This window comes from Burkholderia sp. MS455 (assembly GCF_016899445.1).
Lineage (GTDB): Bacteria > Pseudomonadota > Gammaproteobacteria > Burkholderiales > Burkholderiaceae > Burkholderia > Burkholderia pyrrocinia_C.
Genome location: NZ_CP041779.1, coordinates 1,809,636 through 1,834,580 on the forward strand (window position 1 = coordinate 1,809,636; position 24,945 = coordinate 1,834,580).

General features: G+C 69.5%; 19 protein-coding genes. 15 read left to right on the forward strand and 4 right to left on the reverse strand.

Annotated elements, in window-relative coordinates; translation table 11 throughout:
* Window positions 1–32: 32 nt before the first annotated feature.
* The gene (gene cobM, locus FPJ27_RS27425) at window positions 33–761 is read left to right on the forward strand and encodes a precorrin-4 C(11)-methyltransferase (protein ID WP_204423310.1); all 729 of its coding nucleotides are present in this window, start codon (window positions 33–35) and stop codon (window positions 759–761) included.
* Between the two features lie 286 nt (window positions 762–1,047).
* Here the strand turns inward: cobM and FPJ27_RS27430 are convergent, their stop codons facing one another.
* Window positions 1,048–2,226 carry an MFS transporter gene (locus FPJ27_RS27430; protein WP_204423311.1) on the reverse strand — a complete coding sequence of 393 codons (1,179 nt, stop codon included), beginning with the start codon at window positions 2,224–2,226 and terminating at the stop codon, window positions 1,048–1,050.
* A 129-nt stretch (window positions 2,227–2,355) separates the two neighbouring features.
* Here FPJ27_RS27430 and FPJ27_RS27435 point away from each other — a divergent pair, with 129 nt between their 5' ends.
* Entirely contained in the window at window positions 2,356–2,880 is a 525-nt protein-coding gene (locus tag FPJ27_RS27435) for a MarR family transcriptional regulator (RefSeq protein WP_072441029.1), read from the forward strand.
* Between the two features lie 121 nt (window positions 2,881–3,001).
* Here FPJ27_RS27435 and FPJ27_RS27440 read toward each other — a convergent pair whose 3' ends face one another.
* From FPJ27_RS27440 to FPJ27_RS27450, 3 genes are all read right to left on the reverse strand, one after another.
* On the reverse strand, window positions 3,002–3,706 hold the full coding sequence (locus tag FPJ27_RS27440; protein ID WP_204423312.1) for a glutathione S-transferase N-terminal domain-containing protein: 705 nt from the start codon (window positions 3,704–3,706) through the stop codon (window positions 3,002–3,004).
* Window positions 3,707–3,904: 198 nt separating this feature from the next.
* Window positions 3,905–5,029, reverse strand: a complete 1,125-nt coding sequence (locus tag FPJ27_RS27445; RefSeq protein ID WP_204423313.1) for a porin — start codon at window positions 5,027–5,029, stop codon at window positions 3,905–3,907.
* Between the two features lie 354 nt (window positions 5,030–5,383).
* On the reverse strand, window positions 5,384–8,077 hold the full coding sequence (locus FPJ27_RS27450) for a LuxR C-terminal-related transcriptional regulator (RefSeq protein WP_204423314.1): 2,694 nt from the start codon (window positions 8,075–8,077) through the stop codon (window positions 5,384–5,386).
* Between the two features lie 250 nt (window positions 8,078–8,327).
* On the opposite strand from FPJ27_RS27450, the gene FPJ27_RS27455 reads away from it, so the two are divergent.
* The 13 genes from FPJ27_RS27455 (at window position 8,328) to FPJ27_RS27515 (ending at window position 24,936) form a co-directional block, all read left to right on the forward strand.
* Window positions 8,328–9,245 (forward strand): universal stress protein, encoded by a 918-nt coding sequence (locus FPJ27_RS27455; RefSeq protein ID WP_204423317.1) that lies wholly within the window; start codon window positions 8,328–8,330, stop codon window positions 9,243–9,245.
* A gap of 18 nt (window positions 9,246–9,263) precedes the next feature.
* The gene (locus FPJ27_RS27460) at window positions 9,264–10,244 is read left to right on the forward strand and encodes a quinone oxidoreductase (RefSeq protein WP_204423318.1); all 981 of its coding nucleotides are present in this window, start codon (window positions 9,264–9,266) and stop codon (window positions 10,242–10,244) included.
* Window positions 10,245–10,254: 10 nt separating this feature from the next.
* Entirely contained in the window at window positions 10,255–11,103 is an 849-nt protein-coding gene (locus FPJ27_RS27465; protein WP_204423319.1) for a TauD/TfdA family dioxygenase, read from the forward strand.
* Window positions 11,104–11,231: 128 nt separating this feature from the next.
* Entirely contained in the window at window positions 11,232–12,287 is a 1,056-nt protein-coding gene (locus FPJ27_RS27470; RefSeq protein ID WP_204423320.1) for a 3-keto-5-aminohexanoate cleavage protein, read from the forward strand.
* Between the two features lie 156 nt (window positions 12,288–12,443).
* Window positions 12,444–13,772, forward strand: coding sequence for an MFS transporter (locus FPJ27_RS27475; RefSeq protein WP_204423321.1), 1,329 nt, complete (start codon window positions 12,444–12,446; stop codon window positions 13,770–13,772).
* A gap of 17 nt (window positions 13,773–13,789) precedes the next feature.
* The gene (locus FPJ27_RS27480; RefSeq protein ID WP_204423322.1) at window positions 13,790–14,365 is read left to right on the forward strand and encodes an alpha/beta hydrolase; all 576 of its coding nucleotides are present in this window, start codon (window positions 13,790–13,792) and stop codon (window positions 14,363–14,365) included.
* Window positions 14,366–14,672: 307 nt separating this feature from the next.
* Entirely contained in the window at window positions 14,673–15,848 is a 1,176-nt protein-coding gene (locus FPJ27_RS27485; protein ID WP_204423323.1) for an extracellular solute-binding protein, read from the forward strand.
* Between the two features lie 49 nt (window positions 15,849–15,897).
* The gene (locus tag FPJ27_RS27490; RefSeq protein ID WP_204423325.1) at window positions 15,898–16,977 is read left to right on the forward strand and encodes an ABC transporter ATP-binding protein; all 1,080 of its coding nucleotides are present in this window, start codon (window positions 15,898–15,900) and stop codon (window positions 16,975–16,977) included.
* Window positions 16,978–17,014: 37 nt separating this feature from the next.
* Window positions 17,015–17,884, forward strand: coding sequence for a sugar ABC transporter permease (locus FPJ27_RS27495; RefSeq protein ID WP_072441054.1), 870 nt, complete (start codon window positions 17,015–17,017; stop codon window positions 17,882–17,884).
* Window positions 17,884–18,807, forward strand: coding sequence for an ABC transporter permease (locus FPJ27_RS27500; RefSeq protein ID WP_204423329.1), 924 nt, complete (start codon window positions 17,884–17,886; stop codon window positions 18,805–18,807). The genes FPJ27_RS27495 and FPJ27_RS27500 overlap by 1 nt, the downstream gene beginning before the upstream one ends.
* Window positions 18,808–18,957: 150 nt before the next feature.
* Window positions 18,958–19,395: a hypothetical protein gene (locus tag FPJ27_RS27505; protein ID WP_034184197.1), complete on the forward strand. Its 438-nt coding sequence runs from the start codon at window positions 18,958–18,960 to the stop codon at window positions 19,393–19,395.
* A gap of 669 nt (window positions 19,396–20,064) precedes the next feature.
* Window positions 20,065–21,198: an ABC transporter substrate-binding protein gene (locus FPJ27_RS27510; protein ID WP_239483321.1), complete on the forward strand. Its 1,134-nt coding sequence runs from the start codon at window positions 20,065–20,067 to the stop codon at window positions 21,196–21,198.
* Between the two features lie 45 nt (window positions 21,199–21,243).
* Window positions 21,244–24,936: a response regulator gene (locus FPJ27_RS27515; protein ID WP_204423331.1), complete on the forward strand. Its 3,693-nt coding sequence runs from the start codon at window positions 21,244–21,246 to the stop codon at window positions 24,934–24,936.
* Window positions 24,937–24,945: the final 9 nt, after the last annotated feature.

Sequence of the window (24,945 nt, forward strand, 5' to 3'; positions counted from 1 at the left end):
CGATCGTCCAACGAATTGACGGAGATTTTTCGATGACGGTGTATTTCATCGGCGCGGGCCCCGGCGACCCGGAGCTGATCACGGTGAAGGGCCAGCGCCTCGTGCGCACCTGCCCGGTGATCCTGTATGCGGGCTCCCTGGTGCCGGCGGCCGTGCTCGACGGCCATCGCGCGGAGCAGGTCGTCAATACGGCCGAGCTCGACCTCGACGCGATCGTCGCGCTGCTCGCCGCCGCGCATGCGAAAGGGCAGGACGTCGCGCGCGTGCATTCGGGCGATCCGTCGCTGTACGGTGCGATCGGCGAGCAGATCCGCCGGCTGAAGGCGCTCGGGATTCCGTACGAAATCGTGCCGGGCGTGACGGCCACGGCCGCGTGCGCGGCGACGCTCGGCATCGAGCTGACGCTGCCCGGCGTGGCGCAGACGGTGATCCTCACGCGCTTCGCGGGCAAGACGACGATGCCGGAAGGCGAAGCGCTCGGCTCGCTCGCCGCGCACCGCGCGACGCTCGCGATCCATCTCGGCGTGCGCCATCTCGCGCGCATCGTCGACGAAGTGCTGCCGCATTACGGCGCCGATTGCCCGGTCGCGGTGATCTATCGCGCGAGCTGGCCCGACGAAGAGCGCGTGACCGGCACGCTCGCCGACATCGTCGGCAAGGTGCAGGGCACGCGGATCGAGCGTACCGCGCTGATCCTGATCGGGCGCGTGCTCGACGCCGAAGGGTTCGCGGATTCGACGTTGTACGCGAGCGCGGGCTGATCGCACATTGCGCCGGACGGCGTTCGGCACGACGTTCGCGCAGGTGCGCGTCGCACGCGGATCGGCGATCGCGGACGTCACGCGCACGATGACGGTCGAACCGTGTTCGCCACCCATGCCTCATGCCGACCTGAGAACAACTGATCGGCGCACTGGCCGACGACGTGCAGCCCGCGATCCGGGTGCGCCGGCTGTGCGACGAAGACGCGTGCGAGTTGCGGCGATGCGTGCCTATCGACGGTTGCCGTCGGAGCGGGAAACGAGCGGCTGACGTGCGGCTGACCGCCTAAGCACTCGCAACACGCCGCGCGAGCCGCGGCGCAAAACCCGCCGCCAGCGCGAACAGTACGACGCACAGGCACGCCATCGCCACCCACGCGGGAGTCAGGTCCGCGAGATGCTGGCGCACGACGCCGGCCGCGAACGGAAACAACCCGGCGATGAGGTAGCCGACACCCTGCACGAACCCCGTCAGCGATGCGGCGTCGGCGGGCGTCGCCGCATGGTCGACCGTGACGATCAGCGACAGCGGAAACAGCGCACCGATTCCCGCACCGAGCAGCAGCGCGGCCGGCAAGGCGAGCGCTTCTGGCGCGGCCAGCATCGCCAGCAACCCGACGAACAGCGACGCGATCGCCGCATGCAGCGCGGGCCGGCGATCGGGCAGGCGGTCGATCGCCGCCGAGATCGTCAGCCCCGCGACGACTTCCGCGAGCGTCACGCCGCCGAGCAGGCTGCCGGCCGCCGTCGGCGACCAGCCGAGCCGCATGTAGTACGGCGGCAGCCACGCGAGCACGAGCGTGTACGCGCCCGTCGCGATCCCGAAGAACAGCGCGAGCCGCCATGCGCGCGGCGAACGCGACGGCTGCGCAGCCGACGCCGAAGCCGGCCCGGCGGCGAGCGCATCGCCGCCGCGACCGGCCAGCGGCCATGCGAGCGCGGCCACCGCGGCCGGCAGCGCCCAGCCCGCGAGCGCGGCGAGCCAGCCCCAGCGCGCCGCGGCAAACGGCGCGACGACGCTCGCGAGCACCGCGCCGCCCATGATCGACGTCGAATAGACGCCCATCGCGCCGCCGACGCGCGTCGCGAAATGCGCCTTCACGAAACCGGGCAGCAGCGCCTGCACCATCGCGATCCCGACGCCCGCGCAGCAGGCGCTCGCGAGCAGCAGCCACGCGTGCTGCGCGCCGATGCGCGATACGCAGGCCAGCCCGATCAGCGCGACGCCGAGCCATACGCCGCCCGCGATGCCCGTCACGCGCTGCAGGCGCCGCGCACTCAGCGCACCGAGCCCCATCAGCAGGATCGGGATCGTCGTCAACAGGCTGGCCGCGCCGTCGCCGATGCCGGTCTCGCGCTGGATCATGTCGAGCAGCGGGCCGACGGCGGCAAGCGCGGGCCGCAGGTTCAGCCCGACGAGCACGATGGCGGCGAGCCGCCATCCGGGGGAAGTGAAGCGATTCATCGACAGGCCCTCGGTATCGGTGCACGGCATCCGTCCGGGTGCCGTGCGTTTTCATGTAAAGTATCTCGACGTCAAGATAAACGCCGATTTATCTCGACGTCAAGATAACTGGTGAGCCGAGGAGGGTTAATGGATCGAGCCGCGCATGCGCTCGCGCAATGGCGCGCGGAGCGTCCGGATCTCGACGCTTCGTCGATGGTCGTGATGGGCCGATTGCAGGAAGCCGCGCTGGTGATCGCGCGCGACCGTCTCAATCCGCTGTTTGCGCGCTACGGGATGCAGCCGGGCGAATTCGACGTGCTCGCGACGCTGCGGCGCGGTGGCGCGCCGTTCGCGCTGACGCCGACGGCGCTGTACGACGCGCTGATGATGTCGTCGGGCGGGATGACCGCGCGCATCGACCGGCTGCAGAAGGCCGGCTGGGTCGAGCGCCGGCCGAACCCCGCCGACGGGCGCGGCACGCTCGTCGCGCTGACGGAAACCGGCCGCGCGCTGATCGACGAAGCAGTCGTCGCGCATATCGACAATCAGCGTGCGCTGCTGGCCGCGTTGTCGGACGCGGAACAGGCGCAGTTGTCGCAATTGCTGGGAAAGTTGCTGGCGGGGCTGGCCGACGGAGCGCCGGAACGACCGGAAGGGTCGGGTGGGAAGTAGCATCGGCAAACAGCGAACGGCGGCCGCGAACGCGCCGAACGGAAGGAAGCGACACCCGCCGCGCAATGCGGCGGGCTGCGCGGATTATCGCGGACCGCACACGGCGCGCCCGCGTCGCCGGTCAGCTGCGTGCCGGGATATTGAGCCCGCGCGCGACGGCCGGACGCGCGACGAACGCGTCGAGTGCCCGCGCGACGTGCCGGAATTCGCTGAAGCCGACCAGGTCGCCCGCTTCGTAGAAGCCGACGAGGTTGCGCACCCACGGGAAGATCGCGATGTCGGCGATCGTGTACGTGTCGCCCATCATCCACTTGCGGTTCGCGAGATGCGCGTCGAGCACGGCGAGCAGGCGCTTCGACTCGTCGACGTAGCGGTCGCGCGGGCGCTTGTCCTCGTAGTCGCGGCCGGCGAACTTGTGGAAGAAGCCGACCTGGCCGAACATCGGGCCGATGCCGCCCATCTGGAACATCACCCACTGGATCGCCTCGTAGCGGCCGGCGAGATCCTTCGGGATCAGCTGGCCGGTCTTGTCCGCGAGATAGATCAGGATCGCGCCCGATTCGAACAACGGCAGCGGCTTGCCGTCGGGGCCGTTCGGATCGATGATCGCCGGGATCTTGTTGTTCGGGTTCAGCGACAGGAACGCGGGCGACAACTGGTCGTTCGTGTCGAAGCGCACGAGGTGCGGCTCGTACGGCAGGCCGGTTTCCTCGAGCATGATCGACACCTTGACGCCGTTCGGTGTCGGCAGCGAGTAGAGCTGGAGACGGTCGGGATGCTGGGCCGGCCACTTTTGCGTGATCGGGAAGGCGGACAGGTCGGGCATGGAAGTTCGCTCGTCGACGAGGTGGGTGATCCGCGCTCCGCCGTGCCGCCGCGCTCGCGCACGGTCCGCGGCGCGGTGACGACGCCGGAGCGCGCCGAAAAACGCCCACTGTAGCCGATCCCCGGAATCGATGCAGGCGGCGGCCGCGAATCGCACCCGAGCGCCGCCTGGTTCGTTCCGCGTCAGGTCATCGCATCGTCAGAAGTTGTGCCGCAGCCCGACCATCGCGGCCGTCGTGCCGACACCCGGCGCGACCGGCTGCCCGTACACGAGCATCTGGCCCATCGTGCCGCGGTTGTTCACGCGGCCGACCTGCGCATACACCATCGACCGCTTCGACAGGCTGTAGTCGGCCGCGAGCACGACCGCCGTCGAGCGGTTCTCGGAACGGTTGCGGTCCTTCAGGTAGTACACGGCGGAGGTGACCTGCAGCGCAGGCGTGAAGCGGTAGCCGACGCCTGCCGACAGCATGTCGAGGTTCACGCGGTCCGCGTGCGCGGGATTCCTGCCGTTGCCGTACGACGCCGACACCGAGAAATCGCGGATCGTGTATTTCGCGCCGACGTAGACGAAGCGGTTGTTGTCGACGCCGGTCGGTGCGGCGCCCGGCGCGGGGTTCGTGTCGTGGCCGTTGTAGTAGAGCGCGGACGCGTTCAGCCCGTAGTTCGCATACCTGAGCACGACCGATTCGCGCGTGCCTCCCTGGAACTGCCCGGCGACGCCGCCCGGCGCGTATTCGAGCGCGATCGACGCGCCCGCGAACGTCGGCGACTGGTAGACGAGCGCATTGCTGTCGTACAGCGCGCCGATCGCGCCGTTGGTGCTGGTCCCCGGCCAGCCGGCCGCGGTGTTCAGGCCGAGCCACGCGGTCAGCACGCTGCCGAAGAACTGCGCGTTGCGCACGTCGGTGTCGGCCATCGCGTAGATCATCGGCACGATCTGGCGGCCGGCCGTGAACGTGCCGAACGGCCCCGACACGCCGAGCGACGCGACCTGGTTGAAGATCGCGACGGCACCCGGCGTGTCGCTCAGTTGCAGCTTGCCGGTGCCGCTGTCGAACGAACCCTGCAGCTTGAAGTTGATCTTGTAGCCGCCGCCGATGTCCTCGCTTCCCTTGATGCCCCAGAAGCTCGAATAGATGCCGCCGTCCTTCATGCGGAACACCTTGCCGGTATTCGGCGCGGTCGGGCTGAACGACGCGGCCGACGTGCTCTGGTAAAGCAGGCCCGTGTCGACCACGCCGTAGAGCGTGACGGAGGATTGCGCGTGAGCGAGCGCCGAACAGCCGGCAAGCGCCGCGAGCGCGGCCAGTTTCGTCTTCATGAAGTCTCCAGGGTCGTATTGGACCGGCCGGGATCGAGCCCGACCGGGTGAAGCGGGGAAGCATCGGGGCAGGCGGGAAGGCGACACATGCGACGCCGGCGCGAGCCGTGCGGAAAGACTACGCAACGGCGGGCGGCCGCTCCCCCCCATGCGCGGGGGGCAGGGTTGCGGAGAATCGAAGGGCGGTCAGGGCCTGTTCACGCTGAAAACGGGCTGGCGAACATGCCTTTCCGCCCGTCCCTCAACGGGTCTTCCTTTGGGCGCGTGCAAGGCGAGAGGAGGCGCAATGGCCGCAGCTATTGCAACGACGAACGACGCCGCAATGCGGGCGGAACAGGCCGTTTCAGGCCAGCGTCAAGGTGCGCTTTCGAGCAGCCCGAGCACCAGTGCGCGGCGCACCGCATGCTTGCGCGAGCTGGCGTCGAGCTTGCCGAACAGGTTCTTCAGGTGCCACTTCACGGTTTCCTCGCCGACGGCGAGCGCGACCGCGATTTCCTTGTTCGACAGGTTGCGCGCGAGCAGTTCGAGAATCGCGCGCTCCTTCGGCGTCAGCACGACGCTCGGCACCGCGCGCGGGCTGGCGGCGCCGCGCGGCGCGGGCGGCACGATGCGCGGCTGCGGCAGCGCGTGCCGCGCGGGGCCGTCGCCGGCGGCCGCCTCGTCGCCGGCGCGGCGCGCCCAGTCGGCAACGGCCGGATGCGCGTCGGCGAGCGTGCGTGTGAGCCCGAACATGTCCGCGAGGTTCATCGCCTCGTCGAGCAGTGCGCGGCCGCTGCCGCCCGACTGCTCCAGCGCGAACGCGCCGAGCGCCATGATCTCGATGCGCTCGCGCCCCATGCTCATTTCGCGGGCCAGCACGGCCGCTTCGTCGAGCGCCGCGCACGCGTCGTCCCAGCGGCGCGCGGCGAGCGCCGCACCCGCATGCGCGGTCGCCTGCAGCAGCACGACGGGGCGCCGCCACAGCGGCCCGTGCGACGGAAACTCGGCCGCGGCGATCGCGTCGATGCGCTCGACGAGCGCATGGCAGGTCGCCTCGCGATAGCGCGCCGCGTGAATCCGCACCTGCTCGGCGAGACTCGCGACCGACAGGCGCGGCAGCCGGCGCGCAACGCCCATCGCGTCGAGTGCCTCGAGCAGGTCGATCGCGCGGTGCTCGACGCCGCGCAGCAGCGCGATGCGCGCGGCGGTGCGATAGCCGAGCAGCACGGTGTCGGGCGTGCCCGCGTGTTCGAGCACGTCGAGCCGGTTCGCGAGCAGCGCGGCGGCCTGGTCGACGCGGTCGGCCTCGTAGGCGATCGCCGCGCACATGGCCGCGAGCATGCAGGTCAGCGGATGGCGGCGGCCGAGATCGGCTTCCGCGCGCGCCAGCGCCGGCGACAGCGCGTCGTCCGCGAGCCGGATCTGGCCTTCGCGCAGGTAGCTCAGGCCCGTGATCAGCTCGCCCCAGCGCGCGACATAGCCGAACCCGGCCGCCGTCTCGCCGCGCGGCGCGGCCTGCTGGTAGCGGCGCGCCTGCGCCGGTTCGCCGACGATGATCGCGCGCGCCGACAGCCGGTTCGCATGCATCTGCGCGAGCCACGTCGCCGCCGGCGGCGTGAAGTCGGCCCACGGTTCGAACAGTTCGACGAAGCGATCGATTTCATCGGCGTAATACGCGGCCGCGCTGAGGATCAGTGCGCATTCGTAGCGCATCGCGGCCGGCGTGCCGGAGTCGACCAGGATGCCCGCGATCTGGCGCTGCGCCTCGACATGGCGCTCGCCGAGCGCCAGCGCCCATGCGACCGCGATCCGCAGCGTCGGGCGCTTGTCGAGCTCCGCGTCGGGCAGCAGTGCGAGCCAGTCGAGCACGTCGTTGATGCGGCCCTGCTTGATCGCATCCTCGAGGCAGCGCTGCGCGAGCGCATACGCGGTCTCGACCTGGCCGGCCGCATACGCGTGGCGCGCGGCTTCCTCGGTCATCCCGTGCGCGTCGAGCCACGCGGCCGCGCGCGCATGCAGCACGCTGCGCTCCGCGTCCGGGCCCGCGGCCAGGCGGTCGCGCAGCGTGTCGCGCACGAGCGGATGCAGCCGGCACCAGTCCGAATCGTCCGATGCAATGAACAGCGGCGTGTCGCGCGCGAGCCGCGCGAGCCGGTCGGGCGCGCCTGCGTCGTCGAGCAGCGCGGCGCACAGCGACGGATGCAGGCGATCGGCGACGCTCGTGCGCGTCAGGAACGCGGTGTCGTCGGCCGACAGGTTCGCGAGCAGTAGTTCCACGAGCCGGTCGCGCGTGCCGTCCACACGTGCGGCGAGCGCGTCGACCGCCTGGCGCGGATCGGCCGAGCGCGCCATCGCGGCCATCGCGAGTTGCAGCCCGAGCGGCCAGCCGTCGACGCGTTCGAACAGCCGCGCGCACGCATCGGCGTCGACGCGCTGCGCGAAGCGCGCGCCGACCAGCGCGATCGTCTCGTCGAGCGTGAAGCGCAGCCAGTCGGGGCCCGCGAGCGTGCATTGCCCGCCGGCGAGCAGGTCGCCGGCCGCGCGATCGAGCCCGCGCCGCGCCGCGACGACCACACGCAGGTTTTGCGGCGCGTTGTGCAGCACGTAGGTCAGCGCGTCGAGGCCGGCGGCCGGCAGCCGCTCCGCGTCGTCGACGATCAGCAGCGCGTCGATCGACAGTTGCGCGACCTCGGCCAGCCACGCGGTCAGGCCGTCCAGCGCGCGTGCCGCGCCGCCCGGGATCAGGCGCCCGAAGCCGGGCCGCGCGCAGCCGGTGCGCACCGCCTGCACGAGCCCCTGCAGCAGCCGCGGCGCGTCGTCGCGCTCGTCGGCCGACAGCCACACGACCGCGCGGCCGAGCGCAAGGTATTCGCGGCGCCATTGCGCGAGCAGCGACGTCTTGCCGTAGCCGGCCGGCGCCTGCACGAGCGTGACCGGACGGCCGTCGAACGCCGGTGCGGCGAGGCTCAGCCGCGCGCGGGCGAGCAACTGCGCCGGCACGCGCGGCGCGGTCGTCTTCAGGACCAGTTCGGTGGGGGGCGCGTCGGCGCGATCGGGTGGGTGGGCCATCGGGGCAGCAGTCGGAATCCGGCGGTGCCGTGCGGGCCAGCGTCCGGGGTGGGCGTGGGGGGAAGGATCGGCCGAACCGCGTTCGCGCGTCAATCCCCCCCGCGACGAGTGGGGCCGCACCGGCGCCGTGCCGATAGCATGGGTTCCGATGCATGACGAATGACGAACACCACGAGGAGGGCACCCATGAAGATCGTATCGACCGGCGCGCTGTGCAGTGCGTCGACCGCCGGATAAGCGGAGCGGCGCGATGTACCGCCATCTGCTCGTGACGGTCGACGGCGCGCCCGGCGGCATCGACGCGATCGGCCATGCGCTCGAACTGGCCCGTGCGGTCGGCGCGCGGGTCACGTTCGTGCTGCCCGGTGCCGCGCCGGACTCGCGTTTATCCGGAGCGCGGCTGCCGGAACACGGTGCGAAAGTGGAAGCCGCCGCCCGGGCGCAGGGCTTGTCCCATGCGATCGCGGGGGCCGGCCACCCGGCGGCCGGCGACACGTCGCCCGACACGCTCGCCGGCGAGCTCGGCTGCGACCTGATCTGTGTCGCGGCGCTGCCGCACGATGCCGATGCGGCAACCTGCGCGCGGCGGCAGCGCCTGCTGGCGACGAGCGGCGTGCCGGTGCTCGTATGCACGTCGCAGCGTTCGCCGGCCGAGGCGCGCGTGATGGCGCGCTGTCTCGATGCGCATCGCGCGGTCGGCGTGCTGCTGCAAGCGCTGATGGGGTGCGGCGATGCCGCGAACGGGCCGCGGCGGCAAGCAGTCGACGCGCAGGGTGCGCTGGCGTCGCTCGCCGCGCTGCAGCACGCACGTTTCGGCACGGCTGCCGAAGCGCGGCTGTTCGCGGCATTGCGCGCCCGTGCGGAGTGCGTCGCGGCCGAGCTGGACGAACTCGACCGCCAGCGGCAGCGCGACGCGCAAGCGCTCGACGCACTGGCGCGAATCGCCGTGGACGGGCTGCCGTCGGCCGCGTTCGACACAGCGCTCGCGCGCTATGCACACGGCGCGTTCGAGCAGATGGGGCGGATGGAAGGCGTGATTTTCCCGGCCGCGCGGCGCTACCTGGCCGACGCCGACTGGGCCGAACTGGACGAGCCGCAGGCGGCCGGCGCAGCCGCGACGCCGCCGGGCACGAACGAACCCGACGATGCGCGACGCGCATCCGACTGACACCATACGGAGAACACGATGGCACATGCAGTGCGATTCCACGAAACCGGCGGCCCCGACGTGCTGCGCTGGGAAGCAGTCGACGTCGGCGACCCGGGCCCCGGCCAGGTGCGCCTGCGGCACGAGGCGGTCGGCCTGAACTTCGCCGATACCTATTTCCGCAGCGGCCTGTATCCGGTTCCGCTGCCGTCCGGCATCGGCGTCGAGGCGGCCGGCGTGGTCGAGGCCGTCGGCCCCGGCGTGACGAACGTCGCCGCCGGCGATCGCGTGACCTATACGGGCTTCATCAACACGCTCGGCGCGTACGGCACCGAACGGCTGATCCCGGCCGCGCCGCTGATCCGGCTGCCGGCCGGCATCGCGTGCGACACCGCCGCGGCGATGACGATGCGCGGGCTGACGTCGGCGTACCTGCTGCGCCGCATCCACGCGTTCACGCCGGGCGACACGCTGCTGCTGCACGCGGCCGCCGGCGGCGTCGGGCTGATCGTGTCGCAATGGGCGAAGCTGCTCGGGCTCAAGGTGATCGGCACCGTGTCCAGCGCACGCAAGGCCGATATCGCCCGCGCGCACGGCTGCGACCATACGATCGACTACAGCCGCGAGGATGTCGCGAAACGCGTGCGCGAACTGACGGATGGCGCGGGCGTCGACGTCGTGTTCGACAGCGTCGGCAAGGACACCTTCGAAGGCTCGCTCGATTCGCTGAAGCGGCGCGGACTGATGGTGTGCGTCGGCACCGCGTCGGGCCCGATCCCGCCGTTCGATCCGCAACGCCTCGCGATGAAGGGCTCGCTGTACCTGACGCGCCCGGCGCTGGCCGACTACATCGCCGATCCTGCCGAGAAGAACGACCTGGCCGGCGAACTGTTCGCGCATGTCGCGGCCGGCCGCATCCGGATCGAGATCAACCAGCGCTATGCGCTGCAGGATGCCGCGCAGGCGCACCGCGATCTCGAATCGCGCAAGACGACCGGTTCGTCGGTGTTCATCGTCTGAGGAGGCGCGCATGCGAGTCGAACCCTTGACCTGCGCGATCGGCGCGGAACTGCTGGATGTGAGCCTCGCCGACGCCGTGCACGACGACGGCCTGTTCGCGGAGATCCGCGCGCAGCTGCTCCGGCATCGCGTGCTGTTCCTGCGCGACCAGGACATCACGCGCGCCGAGCACGTCGCGTTCGCGCGGCGCTTCGGCGAACTCGAGGATCATCCGGTCGCCGGCAGCGATCCCGAGCACCCGGGGCTCGTGCGGATCTACAAGTCGCCCGACCAGCCGAACGACCGCTACGAGAATGCGTGGCACAGCGATGCGAGCTGGCGCGTGGCGCCGCCGTTCGGCTGCGTGCTGCGCTGCATCGAGGGTCCGCCGGTCGGCGGCGACACGATGTGGGCGAACATGGTGCTCGCGTACGAGCGCCTGCCGGAACACGTGAAGCAGCAGATCGACGACTTGCGCGCGCGCCACAGCATCGAGGCGAGCTTCGGCGCGGCGATGCCGATCGACAAGCGCCTCGCGCTGAAGGCGCAGTATCCGGACGCCGAGCATCCGGTCGTGCGCACGCATCCCGAAACCGGCGAGAAGGTGCTGTACGTGAATGCGTTCACGACGCATTTCACGAACTTCCACACGCCGGCGCGCGTGCGCTTCGGGCAGGACGCGAACCCAGGCGCAGGCCAGTTGCTGCAATACCTGATCAGCCAGGCCGCTATCCCCGAATACCAGGTGCGCTGGCGCTGGAAGAAAAACAGCGTCGCGATCTGGGACAACCGCAGCACCCAGCATTACGCGGTGATGGACTACCCGCCGTGCGTTCGCAGGATGGAGCGCGCGGGCATCGTCGGCGACGTGCCGTTCTGAGCGCGCCCGCACCGTAACCGATTCGCAACCCCATGCAACGCGCCGGGCCCGCCGCCCGACGCGGCGGGATACGCACGCCCGTACGCCCGGACACAACCCGAATACAACGATTTCCACTGGAGGACGACATGCAATTTCTCGACGATTCGCTGCACCCGGAAAACCAGGACAAGGTAGTCATCACGGTCGCGCCGTACGGCCCCGAATGGATGCCCGCCGATTTTCCGGAAGACATTCCGGTGACGATGGACGAGCACGTGCAGAAGGCCGTCGACTGCTACAACGCGGGCGCGACGGTGCTGCACCTGCATGTGCGCGAGCTCGACGGCAAGGGCAGCAAGCGGCTGTCGAAGTTCAACGAACTGCTCGGCCGGCTGCGCGAAGCCGTGCCCGACATGATCCTGCAGGTGGGCGGCTCGATCTCGTTCGCGCCGGAAGGCGACGGCGCGGAAGCGAAATGGCTGTCCGACGACACGCGGCACATGCTCGCCGAGCTGAGCCCGAAGCCCGACCAGGTGACGGTCGCGATCAACACCGTGCAGATGAACATCACCGAGCTGATGAACCGCGAGGACATCGCCGGCACGTCGCTGAACGAAACCGCGTACTGGGACGCGTACCGCGAGATGACCGTGCCGGCCGGCCCCGGCTGGGTCGACGAACACCTGCACCGCCTGCAGGCGGCCGGCATCCAGCCGCATTTCCAGCTCACCGGCATGCACGCGCTCGAAACGCTCGAACGGATCATCCGCCGCGGCGTCTATCGCGGCCCGCTGAACGTCACGTGGGTCGGCATCGGCGGCGGCTTCGACGGCCCGAATCCGTACAACTTCATGGAATTCGTGCGGCGCTGCCCGGACGGTGCGTGCATCACGCTCGAATCGCTGATGAAGAACGTGCTGCCGATCAACACGATCGCGATGGCGCTGGGCCTGCATCCGCGCTGCGGGATCGAGGACACGATCATCGACCAGAAGGGCAACCGGATGACGTCGGTGCAGCAGGTCGAGCAGTGCGCGCGCATCGCGCGCGAACTCGGCCGCGACATCGCGACCGGCAAGGAAGCGAAGGCGATCTACCGGATCGGCGTGCAGTACGACGGTATCGACGAAACGCTCGCGCAGCTCGGGATGGCGCCGAACCGCCGGCCGGGCCAGGTGAGCGTGCCGCTGCGCGCGGCCTGACGCGCGGCGCATCCGGGCGGCCCGCGAGCGCCGCCCGCCGATCGATGTGGTGCGGCACCCACCCTCGCGCAGCGCGCGAGGCAAGCTCCGCCGAACGGAGCGGGGCCGCGCAAGCCGCGCCGGCGCGTTATCGCGCCGGTGCCGGAGGAGACACGCATGTTGATTCATCATGTCGAGCCGTCGCTGCAGAGTCTGACGGCCACCGAGCGGCGCGCGCCTGCGTACGCGTGGCTCGTGTTCGGGCTGACCGTCGGCCTGCTGCTGTCGGACTACATGTCGCGGCAGGTGCTCAACGCGGTGTTTCCGCTGCTCAAGCATGCGTGGAACCTGTCGGACACGCAGCTCGGTTCGCTGTCCGGCGTCGTCGCGCTGCTGGTCGGCCTGCTGACGTTTCCGCTGTCGGTGCTCGCCGATCGCTTCGGCCGCGTGCGCAGCATCGTGCTGATGGCCTCGTTGTGGAGCATCGCGACGCTCGGCTGCGCGCTGTCGACCAACTACGCCGAAATGCTCGTGGCGCGCGGCCTCGTCGGGCTCGGCGAAGCCGCGTACGGCAGCGTCGGCGTTGCGCTGATCCTCAGCATCTTTCCGGCCCGCCTGCGCGCGACGCTGACCGGCGCGTTCATGGCCGGCGGCGCGTTCGGCTCCGTGTTCGGGATGGCGCTCGGCGGGCTGGTCGGCGCGCATCTCGGCTGGCGCTGGTCGTTCGGCGTGATGGCCGCGCTCGGCATCGTGCTGCTCGCCGCGTATCGCTGCGCGGTGACCGAACGGAGGCTTGCTGCCTGCCGCGTCGAGCCGTGCCGGCGCGATGCCGATGCGCCGCGCGACCTGCGCGGCAGCGTGCGTGCGCTGGTGTCCGGGTTGTTCGCGTCGCGCTCGGTGATCTGCGCGTATCTCGGCAGCGGGCTGCACCTGTTCGTGCCGGGCGCGCTGTTCGCATGGCTGCCGAGCTACCTGAACCGCTACTACGCGATGGCGCCCGACCGTGCCGCCGTGCTCGCGGCCGGCTTCGTGCTGCTCGCGGGTGTCGGGATGGTCGGCTGTGGCATCGTCACCGACCGCGTCGGCCGCGCCGACGGTTCGCGCAAATGGCTGACCGCGATCGCGTATTGCGTGCTGACGGGCATCTGCCTCGCGGTCGCGTTCCGGCTGCCGCCCGGGCCGCTGCAGCTCGCGCTGATCTGCGCGGGCATGCTGGTCGGCGCGGGCGCGTCCGGCGCATCGGGCGCGATGGTCGCGAACCTGACGCCGGCCGCGATCCACGCGTCGGCATTCGCGACGCTCACGCTCGCCAACAACCTGCTCGGCATGGCGCCGGGCCCGCTGCTGACGGGGTGGGTCGCCGATCGCGCCGGGCTCGTCGGCGCACTGCAATGGATTCCCGTCGTGCCGCTCGCGGCCGCCGTGCTGTTCGCGATCGGACGCGCGCGCTACGCGGCCGATCTCGCGCGCGTCGAACGCGAACGGCGCGCGACACACCTTTCCTGAACCCTCCCGGAGGCTGCATGACCCTGGCGACCACGCCCACCATCCTGATCGTGCCCGGCTTGCGCGATCACGTCGAAGACCACTGGCAGACGCACCTCGAACGGCGCCTGCCGAACGCACGCTCCGTCGCGCCGCTGGAAGCCGACAAACTGAGCCGCGCCGCGCGCGTCGCGGCGCTCGACGCGGCGCTGGCCGAGATCGACGGCCCCGTGATCCTCGTCGCGCACAGCGCGGGCGTGATGATCGCCGTGCACTGGGCACGGCAGGCCACGCGCGCGATCCACGGCGCGCTGCTCGCTGCGCCGGCCGATCTCGATACGCCGATGCCCGACGGCTATCCAACCCCTGAAGCGATCGATGCGCACGGCTGGACGCCCGTGCCGACCGCACGGCTGCCGTTCCCGAGCCTCGTCGCCGCGAGCCGCAACGATCCGCTCGCGCGCTTCGAACGCGTCGAGGCGCTGGCGGCCGGGTGGGGTAGCAAGCTCGTCGATCTCGGCGACGTCGGGCACTTGAACCCGGCGTCCGGCTATGGGGAGTGGCGTGACGCGGAACGGCTGATCGGCGAGGTCGTGGCGCTCGGCGCTTCCTGAGTATCGATCCGCAACGCGCCGGGCCTGATCCGGTTCCGGCGCGAACACCCGTTACCGTCGGGCCGCCGCGCGGCTCTGAACCGATTCCATTTCTCAGCCCACTGATATACGACGTCCTAACACAATGCGTAATCGATGCCGCGGCGTTTCACAAAAATCGGTCAGCGCGCAAATCGTCAACCAGCGGAAGGTTTTTGTCAGGGAAAGTCCCGCCCCGCGCGTCATGGTTTTTTGTTGACCGACATCGTATAACGCCGTCATGATTTCCCGAAAGAAAGGTCCCATCCACCGACCGAAGCGAGGAGACATGAACACAACCACGATCGCGCGCCGTGCCCGCCGGATTGCCGTCGCGCTGGGCTTCACGCTGACGGCGGCAGGGGCCGCGACGGCCGTTGCCGCGCCCGTGTCGCTGAACATCGTCGACGTCGCGGGCAACCTGCAGCTCACGCAGAAGGCCATCGAAGCCTTCAGGGACAAGAACCCGAACCTCGTATCGAACGTCACGTTCACGAACGCGCCGGCGCCGCAGTTGCCGGGCAAGATCAAGGCGATGCAGGCGGCCGGGCGCTCCGACATCGACCTCGTGCTGACGGGCACCGACGCGCTGGCCGCCGGCATCGAACAGAACCTGTGGCAGAAACTGCTGCCCGACGATGCGGCCGCGTTCCCCGGCGTGCTCGACAAATACGCGCCCGGCCCGCGCAAGATGCAGGATCTTGCGCAAGGCTTCGGCCTCGCCGTCACCTACATGCCGGCCGGCCCGCTGCTCGAATACAACCCGGCGAAGGTGAGCAACCCGCCGAAGACGCCCGACCAGCTGCTCGCGTGGTGCAAGGCGCACCCGAACAAGCTGATCTACGCGCGCCCGGCGAACTCGGGCCCCGGCCGCACGTTCCTGATGGGGCTGCCGTACGTGCTCGGCGACAAGAATCCGCAGGACCCGATCAACGGCTGGGACAAGACCTGGGCGTTCCTGAAGGCGTTGAACGACTGCGTCCCGTACTACCCGGGCGGCACGTCGGCCGTGATGAAGGAACTCGGCGAGGGCACCCGCGACATGACCGTGACCGTTACCGGCTGGGATCTCAACCCGCGCGCGCTCGGCATCGTGCCGGCCGAGTTCCGGGTCCAGGCGTTCGACAACATGACGTGGGTCAACGACGCGCACTACATGGTGATCCCGAAGGGCGTGCCGAAGGAAAAGCTCGACGTGCTGTTCAAGCTGATGAACTTCCTGCTCGAACCGGCGCAGCAGGCGATGACCTACGACGACGGCTACTTCTATCCGGGCCCGGCGGTGAAGGGCGTGACGCTCGAGATGGCGCCCGCGCACAGCCAGGAGGTGATCCGCAAGTTCGGCCGACCCGAATACGCGAAGCTGCTCGCCGATCGTCCGCACGTACAGCCGCTCAGCGCGCAGGCGATGGTCGCCGCGTTCCAGAAGTGGGATCGCGAGATCGGTTCGCAGAAATCGAAATGACGCTTGAACCGGCGGGCGCCGCGGCGCCCGCGTGCATGGAGTTCGCGCAATGAAGCACAGTTTCGAACGCTTGCGGCTCGACGGCGTGTCCCGCAGCTTCACCAACGCGGAAGGCGCGCAGGTCGCCGCGCTGGACGGGCTCGACCTCGAGATCCGGCGCGGCGAGTTCATCGCGCTGCTCGGCCCGTCGGGCTGCGGCAAGTCGACGGCGCTGAACTGCATCGCGGGGCTGCAGCCGCTCACGAGCGGCGGCATCTGGCTCGACGACACGCGCATCGACGTGCTGCCGCCCGAGCGCCGCGGCTTCGGGATGGTGTTCCAGAACTACGCGCTGTTTCCGCACATGTCGGTGCTCGACAACGTCGGCTTCGGCCTCAAGATGCGCGGCATGGCGAAGCAGGAAACGCAGCGGCGCGCGCAGCAGGCGCTCGAACTCGTGCAGCTCGTCGGCCATGAAGGCAAGCTGCCCGGGCAGTTGTCGGGCGGGCAGCAGCAGCGCGTCGCGATCGCGCGCGCGATCGTCATCGAGCCGCCGCTCGTGCTGATGGACGAGCCGCTGTCGAACCTCGACACGAAGCTGCGCATCGAGATGCGCGCGGAGATCCGCCGTATCCACACGCAGCTCGAACGCGCGACGATCTACGTGACGCACGACCAGGACGAGGCGCTGTCGATGGCCGACCGCATCGTCGTGATGAAGGAGGGCGTCGTGCAGCAGGTCGCGTCGCCGAAGGACGTCTACACGCGCCCGCACAACCTGCATGTCGCGCGCTTCATGGGCTATCGCAACGTGCTGCCGTTCACGCTCGAAGGGATGGCCGGCGACTACGTGAACGTCGCAGCCGGCGGCGTGCGCCTAACGGGCGTGCCGATGGCCGGCTTCGACGCGAAGGACGTCGTGGTCGCGCTGCGCCCCGACGACATCGAGCGCGCGGACGACGCCGGCAACAACGCGTTCGACGCGACGGTCGAAACGGTCGAGTACGGCGGCCGCGACTCGCTGATTCGCGCGATCGCGCCGTTCGGTTCGATCTGGGCGCGCGTCGCCGGCGAATTCTCGGAAGGCGAACGGTTGCGGCTGCGCGTCGCGCCGTCGCGCACGCTCGTCTATGCGGGAGACGCGACATGAGCCGCCCGACCGCGGCGCTGTCCCGCCGGGAGGCTGCATGAGCACGCTTGCGGCCGGCACGCCGCGCGACGCGAAGGCCTGGCTCGTCACGCCCGCGCTCGGGTTCATCGTCGCGCTGTTCATCTATCCGTTCGCGTACGGCCTCGTGCTGTCGTTCCAGCCGACGAACGGCGGCGGCGCGCTCGCGAACTACGTGCAGTTCTTCACCGATACCGCGATGTGGCCGACCGTGCTCGTCACGCTGAAGCTCGCGGTGCCGGCCACGCTGCTCAACGTCGGCGTGTCGGTGCCCGTCGCGTTCGCGCTGCGCCGCCATTCGCCGTACCAGAAGTTCGTCACGACGCTGCTCGTGATTCCCGTCACGCTCGGCACGGTGCTCGTCGCCGACGGGATGCTCACGTACTTCGGGCCGAACGGCTGGTTTCCGCAGGCGCTGCAGGGGCTGCACCTGTACACCGACGAAGTGCGCCTCACGCACAACTACTGGGGCGTGCTGCTGTCGCTGATCGTGTCGGGCTTTCCGTTCGCATTCCTGCTGATGCTGTCGTACATCAGCGGCATCGACCCGACGCTCGCGCGCGCGGCGGCGACGCTCGGCGCGAACCCGTGGCAGCAGTTCCGGCAGATCTACCTGCCGCTGCTCGTGCCGGGGCTCACGATGGCTGCGTGCCTGTCGTTCGTGCAGGCGTTCTCGGTGTTCCCGTCGGCCGTGCTGCTCGGCGCGCCGGCCGGGCCGACGCGCGTGATCTCGATCGCGGCGGCCGAGGCCGCGTTCGAGAGCTACGACTATTCGCTCGCGTCGGCGATCGCGATCGTGATGGGCTTCGTGCAGTTGCTGGTGGTCGCATCGATGCTCGGCGCGCGCCGCTTCTTCTACACGGGGCCGGTGGCGGGGGGCAAGGGCTGATGGCGACCGACAATCATGCCGCGCCGGCCTGGCCGCCGAAGCAGGGTTCGCCCGATGCACGGCCCGTCGATGCGAGGCAGCCGCAAAAGATGAGAAGCAACCTCGCCGGCCGTGCCTGGAAGGCGCTCGTCTGGGGGCTGATGGCGTTCTTCCTGCTGAACGTGATGCTGCTGATCGCGACCGTCGCGGTGAACTCGGTCGCGACGCGCTGGTTCGGCACGCCGCTGCCGCAGGGCTTCACGCTGCGCTGGTATGCGAAGGCGTGGGAGGACTTCCAGCTCGCGAGCGTGCTGTGGGTGACGGTCGAGGTCGTCGGCGCGGTCGTGCTGCTGTCGATCGCGCTCGGCGTGCCGGCCGCCTATGCGCTCGCGCGCGTGCGGTTTCGCGGCAAGCGCTTCGCGCTGCTGGTGTTCCTGCTGCCGCTGATGGTGCCGCCCGTCACGTACGGGATTCCGATGGCGACCGTGATGTACAAGGTCGGGCTCGCGGGCACGCTGCCGGGCGTGATCCTCGCGAACCTCGTGCCGGCGCTGCCGTTCGTGATCCTCGTGATGACGCCGTTCATCGAACAGATCGACCCGAATCTCGAAGCCGCCGCGCGCATCTTCGGCGCGAACACGTGGCGCTATTTCCGCTACGTGCTGCTGCCGCTGCTCGTGCCGGGCATGCTTGCGGCGGGGCTGCTCGTGCTGGTGCGCACGATCGGGATGTTCGAGCTGACGTTCTTCACCGCGGGCCCGAGCACGCAGACGCTCGTCGTCGCGCTGTATTACGCGGTGTTCTCGACCGGCGTGCGCGCGCCGCAGTCGATCGACGCAATGGCGATGATCTACATGACCATCACGCTCGTATGGGTCGTGATCGCACTGCAGTTCGTGAGCCCGACGCAGCTCGTCAGCCGCGTGAAGCAGGAGCGGCAGTAGGCGCGGGCGCGGCAGCGGGCGATCGCGTCCGTGCAATTGGTTACAAATGGATACCGCGAACGACACGCGGACGTTGCAGACTACGCGGCATACCGGTCCGGCGAACGTGTTCCCGCGCGCCACCCGACGCTTACTCGACAACGGATATCCATGAAGTTTCAAACGCTGCTGACACTCGGCTGTGCCTCGACGCTGCTGGCCGCCTGCAACCTGCTCCACGACGGTCCCGGATCGAACGACGTCGACGCCGCGGTGCGCCGCGCGCTCGAAGCGGAAAACCACGGCGGCCTGAACGCGCTGTTCGGCCAGCCGCTGCCGGTGTCGGCCGATGTCGTGTCGGCGAAGCCCGACGGCGACTGCAAGAAGCTCGGCGATCGCACGTACTCGTGCGACGTCGTCGTCACGTGGCGCAATGCCGATTACTCGCCGTCGCGCGCGAACCTGACCTTCGTGAAGGCCGCCGACGGCTCGTGGCAGACCTCGGGCGTCGACGCGGCGCTCGCGACCGGCACCGCGAAATCGCTGATCGACCAGATCGGCAAGGCGTGGCATGGCGACGCGGCGAGCGGCGCGTCGGCGCCGAAGTGACGCAGCCGCGACGTCGTTCGCCGTCTGTTCCGGCGCGCCGCGAACTCCAGTTTTCCATCGAGAGATCACGGCATTCGGGCCGTGCAGGCGAGCTTCCCGCCGCGTTGCAGATCGGCGGCCGGTTCCGTTTTAGAATCGGGACCGGATCGCGCCACCACGGCGCGCATTCATCGCGATTCGAATGAGCGAATTTAAGCAAAAGAATGGCGCATTAAAAATCGAATCGAAATTCCGAAAGCAAAACAAAATGCAGCCTTCGCGCGATGACGTTCCCGTGCGGGAAGTGCAATGCCGTCGATAATCCGCGTTTAATCGCCTCCGGCTTGCAGTCGCATTTGATGCAACCTATATATATGACTAATCGCATCATGCCGCGTCGGTAGTTCGGCATGCGGCGGGCATGACCAGATATCAAGAATCAAGAAACCGGGTGCGGAAGGGGAACCCAGCATGGGCAATGGCGTGTGTGTCGCACGAATGTGTTCGGGTACCCGGTTTCCGCATGTATTGCGCGCGCTTGCTCGTGCCGGCCGCCTGCCGTTCGCGCCGATCGTTCGATCCCTTGGCCGGCGCAGCCCGGGATGGACGGCGTCTTCCGTCGGGCCTGAACACGGCCTCGCGGTCCGCCAGCACGCTCGAAGCGCGACGTTGCACCGGACAGTGACGCTGATGGCCTGCGTTGCCGCGATGACAGGCCCCGGCGCCTGCCTTGCGGCAGAGCCCGGCGTGACCGACGGCGCGATCCGCCTTGGGATGGTCAACGCGCAATCGGGCAATTCGGCAGGCCTCGGGCGCGGGCTGCTGGCGGGCGCGCAAGCCGTGTTCGACGACGTGAACGCGCGCGGCGGCGTGCATGGCAGGAAGATCGACCTCGTGGTCGGCGACGATCGCTACGAGCCCGACAGGACCGTCGACAGCACGCTGGAGATGATCGAACGGGGCAACGTGTTCGCGCTGTTCGGCTATGTCGGCACGCCGACGACCACGGCGGTGCTGCCGATCATCCGGGAGGCCGGCATTCCGCTCGTCGGCCCGTTCACCGGCGCGATGGCGCTGCGCAAGCCGGTCGTGCCGGAGGTATTCAACATCCGCGCCAGCTATGAAGACGAGACCCGCGCGCTGGTCGACCATTTCATCGCGCACGACGGCGCGAAACGGTTCGCGGTGTTCTATCAGGACGACGGCTTCGGGCTCGCGGTGCTGGCGGGCACGCGGCTGGCGCTGCAGCGCCATGGCCTGGAGGTCGTCGCGACCGGCACGTTCCGCCGCGGGACCACGGCGGTCGACACGGGCCTCGCGTCGCTGCTGGACAGCCAGCCTGACGTCGTGGTCATGGCCGGCCCCTATACGCCGATTGCCGCGTTCATCCGCGCGGCACGTCGCGAAGGCCTGAAGGCCCGGCTCGCATCGGTATCGTTCGTCGGCACCGACGACCTGCTGCGCCTGGTCGGCGACGAAGGGGACGGCACGCTGATCTCGCAGGTCGTGCCGCTTCCCCAGAACGACCGGGACGTGATCCGCGACTGCGTACGGCTGATCGAGCGGCGCTTTCCGGGAGAACACGCGGGCGTGGTGCACATCGAGGGCTGCATCGACGCGAAGATCATGCTGATCGGCCTCGAACGCGCCGGCCCGTCGCCGAGCCGGGCGACGCTGAAGCAGGCGCTCGAATCGATCCGGCATCTCGACCTGGGCGGTCTGGTCGCCGATCTGGGCGCGGACAATCATCAGGCGCTGAATGCGGTGTTCCTCTCGAAAATCGCGCACGGCCGCATCGCTCCCGTGGACGCGCCGGCCAGATAACCAGCCGGATGGCCGCGCGCGGGCCGTCCAGATCCCGGAGGCTGCATGGACATCAAGGCCAAGCTTGTCACCGGCACCAGCCTGATGCTGCTGGGCGCGCTGGCGATTTCCGCGACCAGCCTGATCGCGGTGCGCGGCATTGCGTCCGGCGTGCACACGCTGACGACCGAATCGTTGCCGCTGCAGGTGCGCAGCAACGAACTCCAGCGCGCGTACGCGGAGCTCGCGGTGGATTTCGGCCGGCTCGAGCGGGCGCAGGACGCGTCCGAGCAGGAGCAGGCCACGGCGGAGATCGAAACGCAATTGCAGCGGACTGCCGCTCTCATGGCCGCCGTGCGCGCGATCGACGGGCACGGCGTCGACGCGCCGTCCACCGACCTGCGCACGATGCTGCGGTCGATGAGCGAAGGCGTCGGCCAGCGTCTGCGGGACGAGGCGCGGCTGGGCGCCGAAACCCGTCTGATCGAGCGCATCCAGGCACGGGGCGACGTATTTATGGGCACGATCCGCGCCGAAACCGAACGGCTGGACAGCCAGGCCAACGCGGCAGTGAGCGACGCGCTGGCGGCCAACACTGCGTACAACCGGACGATTCACGCGCTCGACCAGGTTCGCATGAACGTCAAGGACATCGTCAGCGTTGCCGATCATGTCGACGCCGCGCCGAGCCGATACCGGCTCGCTCCGCTGCGGGATCGCATGCAGGCGGCCATCGGCGGTGCGCGCAATGCGCTGGCGATCGCGGCGCCGAGCCTCGAGGCCGCCACGACGCAGGACGTCGCGAATGCGCTCGGGCGCGTGGCGGCCGACATCCTCGACGGCAACGACAGCCTTGTCGCGCTGCGCGGCAGGATGTTCGTGGAGCCGTCCGTCGCGACGCGCTACCACGCGAGGGAGGACAAGGTCCTGCAGTCCCTCGATGCGCTGGACACGAAGCTGGCGGAAATCGCCGACCCGTTCGCGCTGCGGATCGTCAAGGCGCGACAGCGTCTCGACGAAACGATCGCGCTCCAGCGGCAGGCGGCCCGGATCAGGTACCTGTCGACCGTCGTCAACGGCGGCATCAAGGAACTGGCGGCCGACCTTCGCATGGTCGCGCAAAGCAAAAGCACGGAACATCTCCAGCGTGCCGACGCCGACGCACGGGAGAATCTCGGCAAGCTCGCCGCCGCCGCGAGCGCGCTGCGCGATGCGCTCGTCGCGAGCGGGCAGCGCGAGTCGAGCCGCGCGCAGGATGTGGTTCCGCTGGCCGCTGAACTGGCCGGATCCGCACGCCGCATCCTCGCGGTGCGGTCGAACATGTTGTCCAACGACGCGAGCATGCAGCGCATCATCGCGGACGTGGAGACGACCGCGAATCGCCTCGCGGCCTATACGGAGCAGGAGGCCGTGCGCGTCGATCTGCAGCAGCGCAGCATCGTGTCGCAGGTCAATCGCGCGGTGACGAGCGCCATCGCGATGATCGTCGCCGTGTCGTATTTGCTCGCGATCGGCAGCCTCGTGATCAGTCATCGCCTCGGCACGTCGATCTCCCGCCCGCTGGGGAATCTGACGCGCACCATGGCCCGCATCCGCAACGGCAGCGACCTGTCCCTGCGCATGTCCCACAAGGGCCGCGACGAAGTCGCGACCCTGATCGCCGGCTTCAACACGATGCTCGACGAAATCGAACGTCGCGACATCGACCTGCAGGCGGCAATCGCCGCGGCCGAAACCGCGAATTCGGCGAAATCGGAATTTCTCGCGAGGATGAGTCACGAGATCCGCACGCCGATGAACGGCGTGCTGGGCATGACCGAGTTGCTGCAACGCACGCGCCTGACGTCGAAGCAGCGCAAGTTCGTCGACACCGTGTATCGATCCGGTCAGACGCTGCTCATCATCATCGACGACATACTCGATTTTTCGAAGATCGAGGCCGGCAAGCTGACGCTGGAGCACATCGATTTCAACCTGCACCAATTGCTCGACGATGTCGTCGCGCTGCTGGAACCCAATGCGCAGCGCAAGGAGCTTGCACTGGTATTCCGCAAGGCGGATACCGTGCCGCAATGGATGCGAGGCGACCCGGTCCGGCTGCGCCAGATCCTGACGAACCTGATCGGCAATGCAATCAAGTTCACCGAGCGCGGGCAGGTCGAGCTGGCCGTGTCGTATACGGACGACGGCCGCGTCGTGTTCGCGGTCGCCGACAGCGGCATCGGCATCGCGCCGGACGTGGCCGCGCAGTTGTTCCGGCCGTTCCAGCAGGCCGACAGCTCGACCGCGCGCAAATACGGCGGAACCGGGCTGGGGCTCGTGATTTCCCGCCAGCTGGCCGAGATGATGGGCGGCAAGCTCACGCTCGAATCGACGCCCGGCAAGGGCTCGGTGTTCACCGTGACCGCGCGGCTCGAGCCGGTGTCCGGCGTGATCGACGTCGCGGCGGGCGCAAGGTCGTCGCTGGCGGGATTGAAGGTGCTGATCGTGGACGACAGCGAGACCGATCGCAGCGTGCTCGTCGAACATGCGATCGAATGGCAGCTGTGCGTCGCGACGGCCATCGGCGGCGACGATGCGCTGTCGCAGTTGCGGGCGGCCGTCACCGACGGGGCGCCGTTCGATCTGGCCATCGTCGACGTGCGGATGCCGGGCATGGACGGTATCTCGCTCGTGCAGCACATCCGCCACGACCCGTCGCTGCGTGCGCTCAGGATCGTCACGCTGACCGCGTTCGAGATGATGGACAGCATCCAGGTCGCGCGCGAACTCGACATCGACGCCCGGCTGACGAAGCCGCTCCATGGCGCGGAGCTTTATACGGCCATCGCATCGGCGATGCATATGAGGCCGCCGCCGCTGCCTTCGGCCGCGCCGGTGTCCGACGAAGCCGGGGCGGACGCGGCGCTGCCGCCCGACGCCGGATCGGCGCGCGTGCTGCTGGTCGAGGACAACGTGGTCAACCAGCAGATCGCGCTGGCGATGCTGGAGGACACCGGCTATCGGGTGGCCGTGGCCGAAGACGGCCGGCAGGCGCTGAAGATGCTGGCGGACGAAGCGTTCGACGTGGTCCTGATGGATTGCCAGATGCCGCTGCTGGACGGCTTCGAGGCGACGCGGCTGCTGCGTCGGCACGAAGCGGCAGCCGGCGCGCCGCGTGTGCCGGTCATCGCGTTGACGGCCAACGCGCTCAGCGGCGACCGGGAGCGCTGCCTGGCCGCCGGCATGGACGACTACCTGGGAAAACCGTTCCGTCGCGATGCGCTGCTGCAGATGCTCGCGCGCCATGCCCGCGGCGCGGCGTCCGGGCCGGCCGTCGCGAGCGGCGACGCGGGAACCCAAGCCGGCATCGAAGCGGGCACCGAAGCCGGCGGAGCGGCCACCGCCGATCGGGACGGTGATGCCGACGTGATCGACCGCAAGGCGCTCGACGCATTGCGCGCGCTCCAGCGGCCGGGCCGCCCCGATATCCTGACCCGCATCATCGATCAGTTCACGCTCGATGCGCCGCGGCTGATCCGCGACATGCGCGCGGCCGTCGAAGCGGGCGATGCCGATGCGCTGAGGCTGGCCGCCCATACGCTGAAGTCGAGCAGTGCGAACGTCGGCGCGCACGTGCTGTCGGCCCGCTGCAAGGAGATCGAGCAACGGGCGCGCGCCGCCGACGTCGCCGCGGCAGCCGACCTCGTCGCCGGCACGGACGCCGAATTCGGGCACGCGCAGGCCGCATTGACAGCGGAACGCATGGTGGAGGATTGAGCGGTCCGC

What these genes read in the sequence shown, in the direction of transcription:
- cobM (WP_204423310.1), top strand. Translation starts at nt 33, where the DNA reads ATGACGGTGTATTTCATCGGCGCGGGCCCCGGCGACCCGGAGCTGATC.
- FPJ27_RS27430 (WP_204423311.1), bottom strand. Translation starts at nt 2,226, where the DNA reads ATGAATCGCTTCACTTCCCCCGGATGGCGGCTCGCCGCCATCGTGCTC.
- FPJ27_RS27435 (WP_072441029.1), top strand. Translation starts at nt 2,356, where the DNA reads ATGGATCGAGCCGCGCATGCGCTCGCGCAATGGCGCGCGGAGCGTCCG.
- FPJ27_RS27440 (WP_204423312.1), bottom strand. Translation starts at nt 3,706, where the DNA reads ATGCCCGACCTGTCCGCCTTCCCGATCACGCAAAAGTGGCCGGCCCAG.
- FPJ27_RS27445 (WP_204423313.1), bottom strand. Translation starts at nt 5,029, where the DNA reads ATGAAGACGAAACTGGCCGCGCTCGCGGCGCTTGCCGGCTGTTCGGCG.
- FPJ27_RS27450 (WP_204423314.1), bottom strand. Translation starts at nt 8,077, where the DNA reads ATGGCCCACCCACCCGATCGCGCCGACGCGCCCCCCACCGAACTGGTC.
- FPJ27_RS27455 (WP_204423317.1), top strand. Translation starts at nt 8,328, where the DNA reads ATGTACCGCCATCTGCTCGTGACGGTCGACGGCGCGCCCGGCGGCATC.
- FPJ27_RS27460 (WP_204423318.1), top strand. Translation starts at nt 9,264, where the DNA reads ATGGCACATGCAGTGCGATTCCACGAAACCGGCGGCCCCGACGTGCTG.
- FPJ27_RS27465 (WP_204423319.1), top strand. Translation starts at nt 10,255, where the DNA reads ATGCGAGTCGAACCCTTGACCTGCGCGATCGGCGCGGAACTGCTGGAT.
- FPJ27_RS27470 (WP_204423320.1), top strand. Translation starts at nt 11,232, where the DNA reads ATGCAATTTCTCGACGATTCGCTGCACCCGGAAAACCAGGACAAGGTA.
- FPJ27_RS27475 (WP_204423321.1), top strand. Translation starts at nt 12,444, where the DNA reads ATGTTGATTCATCATGTCGAGCCGTCGCTGCAGAGTCTGACGGCCACC.
- FPJ27_RS27480 (WP_204423322.1), top strand. Translation starts at nt 13,790, where the DNA reads ATGACCCTGGCGACCACGCCCACCATCCTGATCGTGCCCGGCTTGCGC.
- FPJ27_RS27485 (WP_204423323.1), top strand. Translation starts at nt 14,673, where the DNA reads ATGAACACAACCACGATCGCGCGCCGTGCCCGCCGGATTGCCGTCGCG.
- FPJ27_RS27490 (WP_204423325.1), top strand. Translation starts at nt 15,898, where the DNA reads ATGAAGCACAGTTTCGAACGCTTGCGGCTCGACGGCGTGTCCCGCAGC.
- FPJ27_RS27495 (WP_072441054.1), top strand. Translation starts at nt 17,015, where the DNA reads ATGAGCACGCTTGCGGCCGGCACGCCGCGCGACGCGAAGGCCTGGCTC.
- FPJ27_RS27500 (WP_204423329.1), top strand. Translation starts at nt 17,884, where the DNA reads ATGGCGACCGACAATCATGCCGCGCCGGCCTGGCCGCCGAAGCAGGGT.
- FPJ27_RS27505 (WP_034184197.1), top strand. Translation starts at nt 18,958, where the DNA reads ATGAAGTTTCAAACGCTGCTGACACTCGGCTGTGCCTCGACGCTGCTG.
- FPJ27_RS27510 (WP_239483321.1), top strand. Translation starts at nt 20,065, where the DNA reads ATGGCCTGCGTTGCCGCGATGACAGGCCCCGGCGCCTGCCTTGCGGCA.
- FPJ27_RS27515 (WP_204423331.1), top strand. Translation starts at nt 21,244, where the DNA reads ATGGACATCAAGGCCAAGCTTGTCACCGGCACCAGCCTGATGCTGCTG.